At 45.0% G+C, this 15,960-nt stretch carries 18 protein-coding genes and 1 rRNA gene; 5 read left to right on the top strand and 14 right to left on the bottom strand.

Annotated elements, in window-relative coordinates:
- Positions 1-162: 162 nt before the first annotated feature.
- Positions 163-1,272, top strand: a complete 1,110-nt coding sequence (locus BZA03_RS16960) for a glycosyltransferase family 4 protein (RefSeq protein ID WP_110289396.1) — start codon at positions 163-165, stop codon at positions 1,270-1,272.
- An 85-nt stretch (positions 1,273-1,357) separates the two neighbouring features.
- Here the strand turns inward: BZA03_RS16960 and rpsQ are convergent, their stop codons facing one another.
- The 11 genes from rpsQ to rpsJ are packed head-to-tail and all read right to left on the bottom strand — an operon-like array spanning position 1,358 to position 6,295.
- Complete coding sequence (gene rpsQ / locus BZA03_RS16955) at positions 1,358-1,615, bottom strand: 30S ribosomal protein S17 (RefSeq protein ID WP_014975444.1); 258 nt, start codon at positions 1,613-1,615, stop codon at positions 1,358-1,360.
- A complete protein-coding gene (rpmC, locus tag BZA03_RS16950) occupies positions 1,615-1,806 on the bottom strand; it encodes a 50S ribosomal protein L29 (RefSeq protein WP_014947980.1) in 192 nt (63 codons plus the stop codon). Before rpmC ends, rpsQ begins: the two co-directional genes overlap by 1 nt.
- A complete protein-coding gene (gene rplP, locus BZA03_RS16945; RefSeq protein ID WP_014947979.1) occupies positions 1,806-2,216 on the bottom strand; it encodes a 50S ribosomal protein L16 in 411 nt (136 codons plus the stop codon). The genes rpmC and rplP overlap by 1 nt, the downstream gene beginning before the upstream one ends.
- A gap of 2 nt (positions 2,217-2,218) precedes the next feature.
- The gene (gene rpsC, locus BZA03_RS16940; protein WP_014947978.1) at positions 2,219-2,923 is read right to left on the bottom strand and encodes a 30S ribosomal protein S3; all 705 of its coding nucleotides are present in this window, start codon (positions 2,921-2,923) and stop codon (positions 2,219-2,221) included.
- 9 nt (positions 2,924-2,932) lie between these two features.
- A complete protein-coding gene (gene rplV / locus BZA03_RS16935) occupies positions 2,933-3,265 on the bottom strand; it encodes a 50S ribosomal protein L22 (RefSeq protein WP_014947977.1) in 333 nt (110 codons plus the stop codon).
- 11 nt (positions 3,266-3,276) lie between these two features.
- Positions 3,277-3,552 carry a 30S ribosomal protein S19 gene (gene rpsS / locus BZA03_RS16930; RefSeq protein WP_012516961.1) on the bottom strand — a complete coding sequence of 92 codons (276 nt, stop codon included), beginning with the start codon at positions 3,550-3,552 and terminating at the stop codon, positions 3,277-3,279.
- A gap of 15 nt (positions 3,553-3,567) precedes the next feature.
- On the bottom strand, positions 3,568-4,392 hold the full coding sequence (gene rplB / locus BZA03_RS16925) for a 50S ribosomal protein L2 (protein WP_014947976.1): 825 nt from the start codon (positions 4,390-4,392) through the stop codon (positions 3,568-3,570).
- A 14-nt stretch (positions 4,393-4,406) separates the two neighbouring features.
- Complete coding sequence (gene rplW / locus BZA03_RS16920) at positions 4,407-4,706, bottom strand: 50S ribosomal protein L23 (RefSeq protein ID WP_012516959.1); 300 nt, start codon at positions 4,704-4,706, stop codon at positions 4,407-4,409.
- Positions 4,703-5,308, bottom strand: a complete 606-nt coding sequence (rplD, locus tag BZA03_RS16915; protein ID WP_012516958.1) for a 50S ribosomal protein L4 — start codon at positions 5,306-5,308, stop codon at positions 4,703-4,705. The genes rplW and rplD overlap by 4 nt, the downstream gene beginning before the upstream one ends.
- A gap of 18 nt (positions 5,309-5,326) precedes the next feature.
- Positions 5,327-5,965 carry a 50S ribosomal protein L3 gene (rplC, locus tag BZA03_RS16910; RefSeq protein WP_014947975.1) on the bottom strand — a complete coding sequence of 213 codons (639 nt, stop codon included), beginning with the start codon at positions 5,963-5,965 and terminating at the stop codon, positions 5,327-5,329.
- An 18-nt stretch (positions 5,966-5,983) separates the two neighbouring features.
- The gene (gene rpsJ, locus BZA03_RS16905) at positions 5,984-6,295 is read right to left on the bottom strand and encodes a 30S ribosomal protein S10 (protein WP_010179497.1); all 312 of its coding nucleotides are present in this window, start codon (positions 6,293-6,295) and stop codon (positions 5,984-5,986) included.
- A 388-nt stretch (positions 6,296-6,683) separates the two neighbouring features.
- Here rpsJ and BZA03_RS16900 point away from each other — a divergent pair, with 388 nt between their 5' ends.
- Together BZA03_RS16900 and BZA03_RS16895 are read left to right on the top strand one after the other, a co-directional pair.
- Positions 6,684-8,942: a GspE/PulE family protein gene (locus BZA03_RS16900; RefSeq protein ID WP_375342588.1), complete on the top strand. Its 2,259-nt coding sequence runs from the start codon at positions 6,684-6,686 to the stop codon at positions 8,940-8,942.
- A 41-nt stretch (positions 8,943-8,983) separates the two neighbouring features.
- Complete coding sequence (locus BZA03_RS16895) at positions 8,984-9,478, top strand: SEL1-like repeat protein (RefSeq protein ID WP_075177789.1); 495 nt, start codon at positions 8,984-8,986, stop codon at positions 9,476-9,478.
- Positions 9,479-9,529: 51 nt separating this feature from the next.
- Here the strand turns inward: BZA03_RS16895 and acnA are convergent, their stop codons facing one another.
- Positions 9,530-12,247 carry an aconitate hydratase AcnA gene (gene acnA / locus BZA03_RS16890; protein WP_110289395.1) on the bottom strand — a complete coding sequence of 906 codons (2,718 nt, stop codon included), beginning with the start codon at positions 12,245-12,247 and terminating at the stop codon, positions 9,530-9,532.
- A 488-nt stretch (positions 12,248-12,735) separates the two neighbouring features.
- Between acnA and BZA03_RS16885 the strand changes: the two genes are divergently transcribed.
- A complete protein-coding gene (locus BZA03_RS16885; RefSeq protein ID WP_110289394.1) occupies positions 12,736-13,197 on the top strand; it encodes a cupin domain-containing protein in 462 nt (153 codons plus the stop codon).
- Positions 13,198-13,374: 177 nt separating this feature from the next.
- Complete coding sequence (gene gpmA / locus BZA03_RS16880) at positions 13,375-14,121, top strand: 2,3-diphosphoglycerate-dependent phosphoglycerate mutase (protein WP_014947970.1); 747 nt, start codon at positions 13,375-13,377, stop codon at positions 14,119-14,121.
- A gap of 66 nt (positions 14,122-14,187) precedes the next feature.
- Here the strand turns inward: gpmA and BZA03_RS16875 are convergent, their stop codons facing one another.
- Both BZA03_RS16875 and rrf read right to left on the bottom strand, forming a co-directional pair.
- Positions 14,188-15,189 (bottom strand): branched-chain amino acid aminotransferase, encoded by a 1,002-nt coding sequence (locus tag BZA03_RS16875; protein ID WP_014947969.1) that lies wholly within the window; start codon positions 15,187-15,189, stop codon positions 14,188-14,190.
- Positions 15,190-15,833: 644 nt separating this feature from the next.
- Positions 15,834-15,949 (bottom strand): 5S ribosomal RNA (gene rrf / locus BZA03_RS16870).
- Between the last annotated feature and the right edge of the window lie 11 nt (positions 15,950-15,960).

The following is a 15,960-nucleotide window of genomic DNA, read 5'->3' as shown; positions in this document are numbered from 1 at the left end:
GTATATGAGAAAGGCAATAATATATTGATCACTCGCTTTATGCGTATAGCGATGTTTAAACAGCAAGATGTAACCACAACCATATAAGAAAAGCCGCAAAAAAACGGTCTTAAATAAAAAAGCAGCGTATACAGAGTATTAAATAAATTTTAAGGAAGGCATTTGAGTATACGCGTTCTTCACATTGAACTTGGCATACATCTTCACGGTGGCGCCGAACAAGTTGCATACCTCATCAATGCGTTAGAGCACCATGATGATATATCACTTCACTTGGTTTGCGCTGAAGACAGTGAGATTCGTCATACGGCTTTTGGGTATTGTGAAACGCATACCATTAAGTATGCCGGTGAGTCAGACTTCCTATGTGTAAAGCGTTTACTGGAAGTCGTAAATGGGGTTAACCCAGATATTATTCATGTGCACAGCGAACGGGGTTCGGATGTATGGGGTGCCATGCTGGCCAAAATTTCAGGTGTCCCTACAGTTTGCACAAGGCGAATAGATAACCCCGAAACTCACTTTTCATTTTATAAGTACAAACAATTCGATGCAGTTATCAGCGTATCTGAAGGTGTGAGGAAAGTGGTTTCACTACATTGTGAAGGCGTAGAACATCAGCGCGTTATATATCCAGCAGTAGACTTAACAGAGTATTCCCAACGCAAAGATAGCGGTTGGCTGCGACGTACATTTTCTATTCCTGAAGACCATATCGTCATTGCAAACTTCGCTCAGTACACATCTCAAAAAGGGCAAGCGGATATCATTTTGGCTATGCACGATGTATTGAACAAGCATGAAAATGTAACCTGTTTATTGTTTGGCGAGGGAAATCTAAAAGACAGCTATCAATCACTTATAGAACGCCATAAGCTAGACGAGCATGTGAAGCTTTGCGGTTTTACTAAAGAGGTAGCTAAAATACTCCCTAATGTAGATATTCTAGTTCATCCTTCCTATTCAGAGGGTTTAGGCGATATTTTACTTCAGGCAGGTGCTAATAAATGTGCAGTGTTATCTAGTCCTGTAGGGGGAATACCCGAAGTTATCAAGCATAAGGAAACAGGTGTTATGGTAGCGCCGGGAGATATTGACGGGATTGGGGAGAGCTTAATTAGTCTAATTGAAGCCCCTGATAAAAGAGCACAATATGGAGAGGCCTTGTATAAGCTTGTAACAAGTAAATTTGGTATAGAAAGGATGAGCGATGCCTACGCTGATTTATACAAGACGCTAGTCTTCAACGGCGCTGATAATGAACACGCTTAAGCCTATGGAAGCACGTGTAAGAAATTGCAGACACAAAAAAGCCGCTCGAGAGCGGCTTTTTTAAGACTTTGAAAAAAGTTAGCGATTAAACGCCAGCTTTCTCAACAACGTCAACTAGCATCCAAGATTTGCTCTTAGATAGTGGGCGACATTCACGTACTGTTACTACGTCACCTTTATTGCATACGTTGTTTTCGTCGTGGGCGTGAAGCTTAGTAGAGCGCTTGATGAACTTCCCGTAGATTGGGTGCTTAACAAAACGTTCAACTACAACAGTGATAGACTTATCCATCTTGTTGCTAACCACACGACCTTGTACTGTACGAATTTTTTGCTCAGTCATTACGCATCAGCCTTTTGAGTCAGAATGGTTTTAACACGCGCGATGTTACGACGTACTTTTCTCAACTGATCAGTTTTTTCAAGCTGACCAGTTGTGTGCTGCATGCGTAGGTTGAACTGTTCGCGTAGCAGGTTAATCAACTCTGCGTTCAGCTCTTCTACGCTCTTTTCTTTCAGTTCAGTCGCTTTCATTACATCACCGTCCGAGTTACAAAGGTTGTTTTAAATGGCAGTTTAGCCGCTGCCAATTCAAACGCTTCGCGTGCAAGATTTTCAGGAACACCTTCCATCTCGTATAGCACACGACCAGGCTGAATTTGGCATACCCAGTACTCAACGTTACCTTTACCTTTACCTTGACGCACTTCTAGAGGCTTCTCAGTAATTGGCTTGTCAGGGAAAACTCGAATCCAAATTTTACCTTGACGCTTAACGTGACGAGTCATAGCACGACGCGCTGCTTCGATTTGGCGCGCAGTCATTCGACCACGACCAACTGCTTTAAGGCCGTAAGTACCAAAGGCAACAGTATTACCCGCTGCTAAGCCGCGGTTGCGGCCTTTGTGCATCTTACGGAACTTCATGCGTTTTGGTTGTAACATGATTAGCCCTCTCGCTTAGCGTTGCGGCCTTTCTTCTTAGGTTGAGCAGCTGGTGCTTGCTCTTGAGTTGTAGGTAGACCACCTAGAACTTCACCTTTGAAGATCCATACTTTAACGCCGATGATACCGTAAGTAGTTGACGCTTCAGAGGTTGCGTAATCGATATCCGCACGGAAAGTGTGCAGAGGAACGCGACCTTCACGGTACCATTCAGAACGTGCAATCTCTGCTCCGCCCAAACGGCCGCTAACTTCAACTTTGATACCTTTCGCGCCTAGACGCATTGCGTTTTGTACTGCGCGCTTCATAGCACGACGGAACATAACACGACGCTCTAGCTGGCTAGAGATGCTGTCAGCTACTAGCTGGCCATCTAGCTCTGGCTTACGTACTTCAGCGATGTTGATCTGAGCTGGCACGCCGGCTAGCTTAGATACGTAGTTACGCAACTTCTCTACGTCTTCACCTTTCTTACCGATTACAACGCCTGGACGAGCAGTGTGAATAGTCACACGGATGCTCTTAGCAGGACGCTCGATCACGATTTTAGAAAGTGAAGCGTTCTTTAGTTGCTTAGTCAGATACTGACGTACCTGATGATCGTTATACAGGTTGTCTGCATAGTCTGCAGTATTAGCGTACCAGGTAGAAGTCCATGGTTTGCTGATACCCAGGCGTATACCTGTAGGATGTACCTTCTGTCCCATTATCTACTCCTAGTTATCCGCTACAACCACAGTGATGTGACTGCTGCGCTTGAAGATACGATCAGCACGGCCTTTAGCACGTGGCTTGATACGTTTCATAGTTGGACCTTCGTCAACGAAAACTTTAGACACGCGTAATTCGTCGATGTCTGCGCCTTCGTTGTGCTCTGCGTTAGCAATCGCAGATTCCAATACTTTCTTTACTAGCGCTGCGCTTTTCTTCGGGCTGTACGCAAGAAGCTCTAGAGCTTTCTCAACGTGCATTCCGCGAATTTGATCCGCAACCAAGCGTGCCTTTTGAGCCGACGTGCGGGCAAAACGGTGTTTAGCTAATGCTTCCATCTTCCTACCCCTTAACGTTTAGCTTTCTTATCCGCGACATGGCCGCGGTAAGTACGCGTTGGCGCAAATTCGCCCAACTTGTGGCCGACCATTTCGTCACTAATAATGACAGGTACATGTTGGCGACCGTTATGGACCGCAATGGTCAACCCAATCATATCTGGGATGATCATAGAACGACGAGACCAAGTTTTGATTGGTTTACGTTCGTTCTTTTCCACTGCAGCCTCTACCTTCTTCAGCAAGTGAAGGTCAATAAAAGGACCTTTCTTGAGAGAACGTGGCATGGTGAATCCTCGCTATTACTTGTTTCGACGACGTACGATAAGCTTATCAGTACGCTTGTTGCTTCGGGTTTTCTTACCTTTGGTAGGAACACCCCAAGGAGTTACTGGGTGACGACCGCCTGATGTACGACCTTCACCACCACCGTGTGGGTGATCAACCGGGTTCATGGCAACACCACGAACGGTAGGACGAACACCACGCCAGCGTGTAGCACCAGCTTTACCTAGTGAACGAAGCATGTGCTCTGCATTGCCAACTTCACCAATAGTGGCGCGGCAATCAGATAGAACTTTACGCATTTCGCCAGAGCGTAGACGTAGGGTAACGTAGTTTCCGTCACGTGCTAGGATCTGAGCATAAGCACCAGCAGAACGTGCGATTTGCGCACCTTTGCCAGGCTTCATTTCAATTGCGTGTACAACAGTACCTACAGGGATGTTACGCATAGGTAGAGTGTTACCAGACTTGATCGGAGCGTCCGAACCAGACTGGATTGCATCACCTGCCTGCATACCCTTAGGAGCCAGAATGTAACGACGTTCACCGTCTGCGTACAATACTAGTGCAATGTTTGCAGAACGGTTTGGATCGTATTCTAAACGCTCAACTTTAGCTGGAATGCCGTCTTTGTTGCGTTTAAAGTCGATTACACGGTAGTGTTGCTTATGACCACCACCAATGTGACGAGTGGTAATACGACCATTGTTGTTACGACCGCCAGATTTGCTGTTCTTTTCAAGCAAAGGTGCGTACGGTGCACCTTTGTGCAGGTCAGGATTTACGACCTGAACAACGTGACGACGACCGGCAGAAGTTGGCTTAGCTTTCAATAATGGCATTTCTAATCCCCTTCTTACTCAGCACCACCGACAAAGTCGATGTCCTGACCTTCTTTAAGAACCACGTAGGCCTTTTTCCAGTCGCTGCGCTTACCGAAAGACATGCCGTGACGCTTGGTTTTACCCTTAACGTTCACAGTACGAACACCTTCAACTTCAACTTCAAACAGTTTTTCAACTGCAGCTTTGATTTCGGCTTTGTTCGCGTCTTTAGCTACTTTAAATACAACTGTGTTGTTCGCTTCAGCAGCCATTGTAGACTTTTCTGAAACGTGAGGTGCTACTAGCACCTTCAGTAGACGTTCTTCTTTCATGCTAACGCCTCCTCAAGTTGTTTAACCGCATCAGCAGTCATTAGCACTTTTTCAAATGCAATCAAGCTCACTGGGTCGATGCCTGCTACGTCACGTACGTCAACTTTGTACAAGTTGCGCGCCGCTAGGAACAAGTTCTCATCAACTTCAGGAGTAACGATTAGAACGTCATTTAGTTCATATTCGTTAAGTGCAGAAATAAGAGCTTTAGTCTTAGGTGCGTCAACACCGAACTTCTCTACAACAACCAAACGGTCTTGACGGATTAGTTCAGACAGGATGCTCTTGATCGCACCGCGATACATTTTCTTGTTAACTTTTTGGTCAAAGTCACGAGGCTTTGCTGCGAAAGCACGGCCACCGCCAACCCAAATTGGGCTACGGATTGTACCAGCACGCGCGCGGCCAGTACCTTTTTGACGCCATGGCTTCTTACCGCCACCACGAACTTCAGCGCGAGTTTTCTGCGCTTTTGTACCCTGACGAGCACCTGCACCGTAAGCTACAACTACCTGGTGTACCAGGGCTTCGTTGAATTCACGTCCAAAGGTCGCTTCGGATACTTCAAGAGCGCTTTGCGCGTCTTTCAATGTTAATTCCATCAGTTCACTCCCCAGACGTTACGCTTTAACAGCTGGCTTTACGATTACATCGTTGCCAGTTGCGCCAGGTACGGCACCTTTAACTAGGATAAGGCCGTTCTCTACGTCAACACGTACAACTTCCAAAGACTGAGTAGTCACTTGCTTGTTACCAAGCTGACCAGCCATTTTCTTGCCTTTGAATACTTTACCTGGTGATTGGTTTTGACCAATTGAACCAGGAGCACGGTGTGACAAAGAGTTACCGTGTGTCATACGCTGAGAACTGAAGTTCCAGCGCTTGATAGCACCTTGGAAACCTTTACCTTTTGATGTACCAGTTACATCAATTTTCTTAGTGTCGTTAAAGATTTCAACAGTGATTTCACTGCCTACTTCAATATCGGCACCTTCGTTTTCTTCTAGGCGGAATTCTACTAGAGTGCGTCCAGCTTCAACACCAGCTTTAGCAAAGTGACCTGCTTCAGCTTTGTTGATGCGGTTAGCTTTCTTAGTTCCAGCAGTAACCTGAAGAGCGCGATAACCGTCAGTTTCCTCAGTACGAAGCTGAGTAACGCGGTTTGGGGTCGCTTCAATAACAGTCACAGGGATAGACGTACCATCTTCAGTGAAGATGCGAGTCATACCCACTTTACGACCGACTAGACCAATCGCCATTGTTATAACCCTCTCTTATTAGCCCAGGCTGATTTGAACATCAACGCCAGCAGCCAAGTCCAAACGCATCAACGCGTCAACTGTTTTATCAGTTGGCTCGATGATGTCTACCAAACGCTTGTGAGTACGGATTTCATATTGATCACGCGCGTCTTTGTTAACGTGCGGAGAAATCAGAACTGTATAGCGTTCTTTGCGAGTAGGTAGAGGAATAGGACCACTTACCTGAGCACCAGTGCGTTTCGCAGTTTCAACGATTTCAGCCGTAGACTGATCGATCAACTTGTGATCAAACGCTTTCAAACGAATGCGAATTCTTTGATTTGGCATCGATTAAGCTCCAATCGAAAGAACAAAAAAATTCACCCTTTCTCTTCCATTTATTCCGGAAAGAAAGGATGTGCGTAAACCGATGGTTCCCAATCGGAACCCTGTTCTTTTTTCTAGCACGCCAGCAACAGGCTAATCAGTGATGATGAATCCGTTACTTCGGCAACCACCCTAAAAGCAGTGAGGTCGCGGCTAAAAATTACGTGCCCTAATTGGGCAGTGGGCGCGAATTATACAGAAAGGCAGAAGCAATGCAAGAGGCAGTTTGCTTTTTATACACATATTTTTACGCTATACCAGTGTATGTAACTGTCTATAAGTAGTATTGTTGCTTTCGTGGTATAGGTATATCTTGTTACCCTAGCTTAACAGGCACTTGTAACGCCAAATGCATAAAGGACTAGGCGCCAACATTATTAGTAGTGAGAATATGGAAGTAGTGAATAACCAGCAAACTTTTGCACAAATAAAACGCATTTTAAATAACCATTCCACATTACTGGATGCATATGGCTTATTAGAGCCAATCATCCTCGGTTTGTTTGATGCCCAGCGTATGAGTATTTTTCAACGTCGACGTCAGCATCAAGATTTGGTCGCGAGATTTAAAACGGGTAAAGAGACACTGGAAATAAAAGTGCCAATTAGCCCAATGTCGATTGCTGGTTATGTTGCCCTATCACAAAAGGCTGTGGTTATTGACGACCCGTATAATCCTGCACTACTTCAAAGCATTCACCCTCGCCTGCGCTTCGCCGACAAGTTCGACAAAGACAATGACTTTAAAACCCAGAACATTTTATGCGTACCTATAATGAATGCGGGCGTGTTGATGGGTGTTATCCAAATCATCAACAAAGTCAGTGGTGGTTTTACTGAAGAAGATTTAAAACTAGGCAATGCCCTTGCACTTATTCTTGGCGACAAGTTCAGATTTGAATTGGGCGGCACGAACAACCCTTTCGATTTGCTGGTTCATAAAAGTCTGTTAGACGAAGCAACCCTAAATGATATTCAAGACTCGACCCCAGACATTAGAGCGCTTATTCAGCGACTAGTATCGGAACACCGCATCTCTGAAGAAGAAATTGGCAACTCGCTTTCTATTCACTATCAGGTGCCTTTTATTCCTTATTTACCTGATAAGTATCACAGGTTCGAAAATGAAAGCCGTCTGAATGTTTCTTATTTAAAAAGAAACTATGTGGCTGTCATTGCCGATGCCCATGACAAGCCCATCGTGTTGATGGCTGAACCTAATAATGCGGCGCTACTTATGGAAATAGAGAGCGCCATGGGCATTGATAGCTACGAGATTGCTGTCAGCCTTCCAAGCTTAATTCTTCAATATTTGGGGGAAAACAGCGGTGGCGGTGGCCCCGGCGAGATGAGTGATATTCTCGACGAGATTGGTACATCAACTGAAGATAACGACGACCAGGTCGATGAACTTTCTGACGACGCCCTTGCTGTGGTACGCTTAGTAAGCCGTATTCTGCACGATGCAAAAAGACTCAACGCGTCAGATATTCATATAGACCCAGAGAAAAACGCGCCCACCCGTGTACGTATGCGCGTGGACGGTGTGTGCCGCGACATGAACCAAGTGCCTAATTCGCATCACAGTGCGGTTATTGCACGCATAAAGATAATGTCGAATTTGAACATTGCCGAAAAACGCGTACCTCAGGATGGCAAACTCGCATTTAGAATGAATGGTCAACTTGTTGAAGTTCGTGTTGCCACCATTCCTACGGTTGCCGGTGAAGGTGTGGTAATGCGTATTCTGGCATCTGGCGGTGCGATGCCTATTGATAAGATGAACTTGGCACCGAACAACCGTGCGCGTTTAGAAGAAATGATTAAGAAGCCTCACGGCATTCTTCTCGTTGTTGGGCCAACGGGTTCAGGTAAAACCACCACGCTTCACGCTATATTGGGATATTTAAACACGCCTGAAAAGAAGATTTGGACAGCCGAGGACCCGGTGGAAATCACGCAACCAGGCCTACAGCAGGTACAAGTAAGCCCCAAGATTGGCTTCAACTTTGCTGCTGCCCTGCGCGCATTCTTACGTGCTGACCCTGACATTATTCTTATTGGTGAGATGCGTGATAAAGAAACCGCGCATGCAGGTATTGAAGCCTCGTTAACCGGTCACTTAGTACTGTCTACACTGCATACTAACTCAGCCCCTGAAACGATTACCCGTTTACTTGATTTGGGTCTCGACCCAGTGAACTTCTCAGATGCCTGCGTGGGTATATTGGCTCAACGTCTTATCCGAACGCTATGTAGTAACTGTAAAGAAAAGTACATCGCCACTGAAACCGATATGGCCTTTATTGAGCGCCAGTATGGTCATGCGCACATGGCGGAGCTGAATATTCAGACGCCACTAGAGCTTTACCGCGCTAAAGGCTGCGAAGAATGCGGAAACACGGGTTACAAAGGTAGAACAGGTGTACACGAACTACTAGGTATGACGCCAGAGCTTCGGTCCATGGTGTACAAAGAAGCCAGCGTCGCCGATATGAAGTCTCAGGCTGCTGCTGATGGCATGCGCACCCTCGTTCAAGACGCAATTTTCAAAGTGCTTAAAGGCGACACCGACCTTGCACAAGTTCAAATTATCGGTGGTGATTAATCTTCAATTTACGTTTTCAATAATATTAGAGAAAGGAAGCAATGAAACTAAAACAAGCTGTTTTTTTGATGATATCAATTAGCGCGTTTTCGACAACACTTCAAGCAAGGGATAGAACCATTGAAGATATGTGGAAAGATGATTATTTAGCGATAGTTAAAGATGGTGTTAGAGCCCTAAAAGATGAGGATTTCGACACAGCGTTAAGCAAGTTGACTGAATCAGCACATACAGGAAATAAAGAAGCTCAGTACTACCTAGCACAAATGTATTTGTATGGGTGGGGAATGGAGCCCGATTACCAAAAAGGTTGGGTGTGGCTTAATGTGGCGCTTGAGCAAAAGCGACGCAAATGGGAACAAACTTACAGAGAGATCGACAGTGCACTCCCCGAAGATTTTAAGTCTGCTATGCAGCCAACAGTTGATGAATACGTTAGCCTGTATGGTGCCGAGGCCAAAGATCTTAAGTGCTTTCGCTACAAAGAAATTGGTTCGAATATAAAAGAAATTATCTGCGAAAAGCGCTACTACTAACTCGCAAAAAAAGGCAAGGGATTGATCCCTTGCCCTCGATGGCTATCGTACTTACTTCTTCAAGTACTCTCTAATCACATAATGCAGAATGCCGCCGTTTTCAAAGTAAGTGAACTCGTTTGATGTATCAATTCTGATATCCATCATAAACGTTGTTGTTTTCCCTTCATCCGACTCGGCTTTAACTTCAACCTCGGTCTGCCCACGTTCAACAGCGTTAATAGAAAAAGACTCATTGCCTTTAAGCTCCAAAGAACTCGCGCTGTCACCTGACTTAAATTGGAGCGGTAAAATTCCCATCCCAATGAGGTTCGAGCGGTGAATTCTCTCGTAGCTCTCAGCTAGTACTGCTTTTACACCCATTAAAGAAGGACCTTTAGCAGCCCAATCTCGACTCGAGCCAGTTCCGTACTCTTTTCCACCAATGACAATGGCTGGTACGCCGTCATCTTTGTAACGCATAGCAGCATGGAAAATAGACATACCATCGCCACTTGGGAAGTGTGTGGTAGCACTACCTCTTGTGCCGGGTGCTAATTGGTTTTGAAGACGCACGTTAGCAAACGTACCTCTCATCATAACCTCGTGGTTACCACGACGCGATCCATAAGAGTTAAAGTCTTTAGGCTCGACCCCTTGGGCCTGCAGATACTCTCCGGCTGGGCTATCTTCTGCGATGGCGCCGGCTGGAGAAATATGGTCAGTAGTAATCGAATCGCCCACCTTAACCAGGCATCGTGCGTTTTCAATTGCAGTCAAAGCCTCTGGCTCTTTACCCATTACTTCAAAGAAAGGCGGATGCTTAATATAGGTTGATTCTGGCCAGTCGTAGACTGACGTTTTACTTACCTGCAATTCATTCCACTCGCCGCTTCCTTTAAATACATCTGCATACTTTTCTTTAAACAAATCACCGGTGACGTTTTCCGCTATATATTGCTGAATTTCGTCTTCGGTAGGCCAGATGTCTTTTAGATATACCGGAGAACCATCACTCGCCTTACCTAACGGCTCTTTAGTGATATCTACATTCATGTTTCCAGCCAACGCGTACGCAACAACCAGTGGTGGTGATGCAAGGTAGTTCGCAGCCACATCAGGATGGATACGCCCTTCAAAGTTGCGGTTACCAGATAAAACCGAGGTAACCGTAAGTTTCGCTTTTCTAATGGCGTCGGTAATGGCATCAGGTAGCGGTCCAGAGTTACCAATACACGTAGTACAGCCGTAGCCAACCAAGTTAAAGCCTAGTGCTTCAAGCGGATCCATCAGACCTGCATCTTCTAGATACTGAGTAACAACCTGAGAACCAGGTGCTAATGAAGTCTTAACCCACGGCTTACGAGTTAGCCCTTTTTCTGCTGCTTTCTTCGCAAGCAAGCCTGCGCCAACGAGTACAGATGGATTTGACGTATTAGTACAGCTGGTGATAGCAGCTATTACAATAGCGCCATCTTCAAGGTTGAACTTGCTTCCTCTGAACTCCACGAACGAGTCGTGTTCTTCGTCCACCTCGTCTGTTGTACCTAACCCCGCTTCCGCGATGAGATCGGTTTCTTCATCAAGCACTTTCACGTCAATTTGCGAACGATGCCACTCTCTAAATGCCTCTGCTGCATTATCGAGGGCAATTCTATCTTGAGGACGCTTAGGTCCAGCAAGTGAAGGAACCACTTCATCTAAGTTAAGTTCAAGGGTCTCATGATACTGGGCATCTTTTGAGTGGTCGTCGTGCCATAAGTGGCTGAACTTTGCATATTCCTCAACAAGGGCAATTTGATCTTCGTCTCGGCCGGTGAGTCGCAGGTAATCTAGCGCTACATCATCAATAGGGAAAATACCGCAAGTAGCACCATATTCGGGCGCCATGTTTGCGATGGTGGCACGGTCTGCCGTAGTAAGATGCTTAAGACCCGGTCCATAGAATTCTACAAATTTTCCAACAACGCCATGTTCACGTAGTTGTTGTGTGATAGTTAGCACCATGTCGGTGGCAGTTACGCCAGCAGGTAACTTACCTGAAAGCCTGAAGCCAACCACTTTTGGTAATAACATTGTTACTGGTTGACCCAGCATCGCCGCTTCTGCTTCAATGCCTCCCACACCCCAGCCAAGTACGCCAAGGCCATTAATCATAGTGGTATGCGAATCTGTCCCTACTAGGGTATCTGGGTAAACCAAGGTTTCCCCATCCTGTTCCTTAGTAAAGGCGCAACGAGCAAGATACTCTAGGTTAACCTGATGCACGATACCGCGACCAGGGGGAACCACTTTGAAATTGTCAAAGCTAGACTGACCCCATTTAAGAAATTGATAACGCTCTCTATTTCGCTGGATTTCAATGTCGGTATTCTTTTCAAGCGCATCGTCTTCAGCAAAATGATCTACCATTACTGAGTGGTCAATAACCAGCTCTACTGGATTGAGTGGATTAATCGCCTGAGCGTCACCACCTAAACGATTAACCGCATCGCGCATGGCTGCTAAATCAACAATAGCAGGCACACCCGTAAAATCTTGGAGGATGACGCGTGCGGGAACGAAAGACACTTCGTGATCAACGTGATTATCTGTGTCCCACTTTGCTACTTGCTCAATATCGTTGCTGTTAACAAACTCTTGGTCTTCATGACGAATTAGGTTTTCCAAAAGAATTTTGATACAAAATGGAAGCCTGTCGAGCGCATATTTACTGCCTATACCGTCAAAATTAACCGCCTTGAAGTTTTTGCCGTTTACTTCAAGCTGCGAAAAAGACTTATATGTCATACGCTCACCATCCTTCTTTGCCTGTTCGTGAATATTGTGTACGTTTCAATTTTGCCAACGCGAGAAACGAGCAACGTGTTTTTCGTCGCCTTATTTTCCAATTTGTACGGCCTAAACATGAAAAAAAGTTCACCTACTATTAGTAATGGCATCGCTTTTTTAGCTATTTCTCATTATTGGTTTAAACAGATGGATTATGAAAAAGCGCTATAACAGCTGGAAAAAGCTGACTAGGGCAGATAGCGCTTATTGGTAAGTAAGCTTGGCACACTTTATATTGAGGCTAATTGGTAAGAAAACTTCGCATATGCACAGAGTACTTGCTGATTAAGATGGTTTACAAATATGCAACATTTCTATTTTCTTATAACGCACCAAACGGTATGCTTAAAAGAAGGTTAAACATTAAATGTCTTAATACATGCTTAGGAAAGCTTTGAGATATACAAGCATTAGTAGTAAGCAATAACAATAATAACGAAGTTATCATGACACACCCGCTAGTTAAAAAGTACAACCTTGCACCTCACCCCGAGGGAGGTTTCTATCGTCAAGTCTTCCGTTCTGAAAACGAAACTAAATCCTTTGTGCACAATGCTAATCGTCCCGCGCTTACTCATATTTATTTTCTTCTACTAAAGGGACAAGTAAGTCGTTTTCATCGCGTGTTACATGATGAAGTGTGGAATCACTACGAAGGGGCTCCACTACAACTGTTTCAACTTGAAAAACAACAGTTGTGGGAACGTCGCATTGGTGGGCAAAGCACTGACTATGTAGAAGTTGTTAAAGCAGGGAATTTTCAGGCAGCCGCAACGATGGGGGATTACTCCCTTGTCGGTTGTACAGTAGCACCTGGCTTCGACTTCGAAGACTTTAGCTTTATTGAAGAGCCATCGATGCAAGAGTGGATAAAAGTTGCTCATCCAGACCTTACCCGTTTTATATAATAATTCCCAAGTTATAGTGATAAACACACGTCTTACCTGCGATTTTGTACCAGCATAAACTGGATTTTTAAGCGCCAATCAAGGATGATAACAGCAGATTTTTAAATATACGTCTGAACGTCCAATTTCTGGAATTATCTCAGACTATTTCACTCTAACGCCGCAGGTAACCCAACTATGTATAAATTGGTACTTATTCGTCATGGAGAAAGTCAGTGGAACTTGGAAAACCGTTTCACAGGCTGGCACGACGTTGACTTGACCGACACTGGTGTAGCACAAGCAAAGACCGCAGGTCAGCTTCTTAAAGATGCTGGATTTACATTTGATCAGGCTTATACGTCTGTACTTCTTCGCGCAATTAAAACACTTAATATTGCACTTGAAGAGATGGGTCAGCACTATCTTCCAGTTGAGCGTCACTGGCGTCTGAACGAGCGTCACTACGGTGCGTTAACAGGTCTAGACAAAGCAGAGACTGCCGCTAAGCATGGTGAAGAACAGGTTAAAATTTGGCGTCGTAGCTTCGACATCCCACCTCCGGCCGTTGAAGATGATAGCGAGCACTTCCCAGGTCACGATCCGCGCTACAACAATGTAGATGCTGATATCTTGCCACGTGGTGAAAGTCTAAAACTAACTATCGAACGTGTACTACCATACTGGCACGACGTTATTCGTCCAGACATCCAAGCTGGCAAGCGCGTAATTATTGCTGCGCACGGCAACAGTCTTCGTGCTCTTGTTAAGTACCTTGATGGTATGTCAGACGAAGAAGTGTTGGGTCTAAACATTCCTACAGGTGTACCGCTAGTATACGAACTAGATGAAAACCTTAAGCCAATCTCTAAAGAATATCTTGGCGATGCTGACGCTATCAAAGCAATGATGGATGCAGTCGCTAAGCAAGGCAAAGCTAAGTAATCGAGTGCCTTTTTAGATACGAAAAAGCCTGCGTTCGCAGGCTTTTTTTATGGGTGTCTGATTAGACTAGTTCGGCACTTTCACCAACCAATTGTGAGTGTCTTCGGCCTTACCCCATTGGATATCATTTAACGCTTGTCTTAGCTTCATCGTTACGGGGCCAGCTTCACCGTTACCCACCTGATACTCTTTATCATTGTGAATAAAAGTACCTACCGGCGTAAGTACAGCCGCTGTACCAGACAGTGCTGCTTCAGTGTTCGGTTTGGCTGAACGCTCTAGTAGTTCGTCTACAGTTATATCACGCTCGCTCACTTTCATGCCGTGGTCTTTGGCAATTTGAAGAATCGTTGCTCGGGTCACACCGTGTAGGAAGCTAGAATCTAACCCTTTGGTAATGATTTCATCACCATCGATAAGCAGGAAGTTAGCAGCTCCGGTTTCTTGTACATCGCCATTAGGGCAAAACAGAATTTGATCAGCCTGAACTTCTGCACGCGCTTTAAGAATAGGAGGCAACGCACTGGCGTAGTTACCACCGCTTTTTACCATTCCCATGTGCGGTGCACAGCGCATACCTGTTTCGTCTAGCAACAAGCGAAGTGGCTTCAAACCGCCAGCAAAGTAATCACCAACCGGCGATAACAGGACGTATAGCATAGAACTTGCTGATGGCGCTGCCGCTTTACCGATAGACGCTTCTGTGCCGATATGCGTAGGGCGGATATACATAGAACCTGGAGGCTCTGGAACCTCGGAGGCGTATTTTGCAACAATATCGATGATCATCTTTTCGACTTGCGCTTTGTCTATTTCAGGCAAGTTTAGTAGACGGCTACTTTGAGCAAAGCGCTCGATATTCTTATCCATTCTGAAAATGTTGATGCTGCCATCTTCGTGCTTAAATGCTTTTAAGCCTTCAAAGCATGTACTTGAGTAATGAAGCACGTGTGCACCAGGGTGCAGCTGAATACTATCTGCACTGACAAATTCGGTGTCAGTCCACTTATCGTTGACAAAGGTAGCAAGTGCCATTTGTGGCATGAATACTGTACCGAATACGGCCATTAGTTTGTCCTATTTACTTCGACTAGAAAAATACTCGACAGAGTTTACCAAAAAACGCTCACTTTGCTAAAAGTAAGTCAGATCTATTAAGGCTTTTATCGAATAAGAATGTCTACAAATACTGACAACACAAAAATAATGGGGTCAGAGTACATTTTTACTTATCTAACAAATGGGGTCAGAGTACTTTTCAAGCTCATAAGAAGTTAAGACTTTAATTACACCGCCCTTGTTTTACATCTTTAATACCTTTGCCTAAGCTGGCGAACTATAGAATTTTAGCTCACCTCCAAACTCGTAATTACACACACTACTGGCATTAAGAAACGAGCGACCTCTATATCCCAGAAAAATGGGGTCAGAGTACATTTTTTTGATTTATCAGTACTGGACGAAAAATGTATGACTACGCTCCGGTATTTAGCGTAATAAAGTACTCTGACCCCTTTATTTTGAATCGATGTGTTGTACCGTCTGTGAAATCAAACGTCACACTAAAAAAGCTGAGAAAGAGAACTACGGAGATCGTTGAAATCTTAATATTTGGGTTTTGCTGAGGGAATGGGGATTAATGTACTCTGACCCCATTTTTTCTTTCTTCCAAACGCAAAAAACCCGCCGTTAGGCGGGTTTCTTTTAATGGGACCTGGCAGTGTCCTACTCTCACATGGGGAAGCCCCACACTACCATCGGCGCTAATACGTTTCACTTCTGAGTTCGGAATGGAGTCAGGTGGTACCGTATCGCTATGGCTGCCAGGAAAAACTGGTA

The sequence above is a fragment of the Alteromonas sp. I10 genome (genome assembly GCF_003201515.1).
GTDB lineage: Bacteria > Pseudomonadota > Gammaproteobacteria > Enterobacterales > Alteromonadaceae > Alteromonas > Alteromonas macleodii.
The sequence above is the reverse complement of the archived record's forward strand: the minus strand, read 5'-3'. Positions and strand labels throughout refer to the sequence as shown.

Coding starts and splice junctions, on each gene's coding strand:
- rplB (WP_014947976.1), bottom strand. CDS start 4,392: ATGCCATTATTGAAAGCTAAGCCAACTTCTGCCGGTCGTCGTCACGTT.
- rpsQ (WP_014975444.1), bottom strand. CDS start 1,615: ATGACTGAGCAAAAAATTCGTACAGTACAAGGTCGTGTGGTTAGCAAC.
- rpmC (WP_014947980.1), bottom strand. CDS start 1,806: ATGAAAGCGACTGAACTGAAAGAAAAGAGCGTAGAAGAGCTGAACGCA.
- acnA (WP_110289395.1), bottom strand. CDS start 12,247: ATGACATATAAGTCTTTTTCGCAGCTTGAAGTAAACGGCAAAAACTTC.
- rplC (WP_014947975.1), bottom strand. CDS start 5,965: ATGGCGATTGGTCTAGTCGGTCGTAAAGTGGGTATGACTCGCATCTTC.
- rpsJ (WP_010179497.1), bottom strand. CDS start 6,295: ATGCCAAATCAAAGAATTCGCATTCGTTTGAAAGCGTTTGATCACAAG.
- rplW (WP_012516959.1), bottom strand. CDS start 4,706: ATGAAAGAAGAACGTCTACTGAAGGTGCTAGTAGCACCTCACGTTTCA.
- BZA03_RS16885 (WP_110289394.1), top strand. CDS start 12,736: ATGACACACCCGCTAGTTAAAAAGTACAACCTTGCACCTCACCCCGAG.
- BZA03_RS16900 (WP_375342588.1), top strand. CDS start 6,684: ATGCATAAAGGACTAGGCGCCAACATTATTAGTAGTGAGAATATGGAA.
- rpsC (WP_014947978.1), bottom strand. CDS start 2,923: ATGGGACAGAAGGTACATCCTACAGGTATACGCCTGGGTATCAGCAAA.
- BZA03_RS16875 (WP_014947969.1), bottom strand. CDS start 15,189: ATGGCCGTATTCGGTACAGTATTCATGCCACAAATGGCACTTGCTACC.
- rplP (WP_014947979.1), bottom strand. CDS start 2,216: ATGTTACAACCAAAACGCATGAAGTTCCGTAAGATGCACAAAGGCCGC.
- rplV (WP_014947977.1), bottom strand. CDS start 3,265: ATGGAAGCATTAGCTAAACACCGTTTTGCCCGCACGTCGGCTCAAAAG.
- rpsS (WP_012516961.1), bottom strand. CDS start 3,552: ATGCCACGTTCTCTCAAGAAAGGTCCTTTTATTGACCTTCACTTGCTG.
- rplD (WP_012516958.1), bottom strand. CDS start 5,308: ATGGAATTAACATTGAAAGACGCGCAAAGCGCTCTTGAAGTATCCGAA.
- gpmA (WP_014947970.1), top strand. CDS start 13,375: ATGTATAAATTGGTACTTATTCGTCATGGAGAAAGTCAGTGGAACTTG.
- BZA03_RS16895 (WP_075177789.1), top strand. CDS start 8,984: ATGAAACTAAAACAAGCTGTTTTTTTGATGATATCAATTAGCGCGTTT.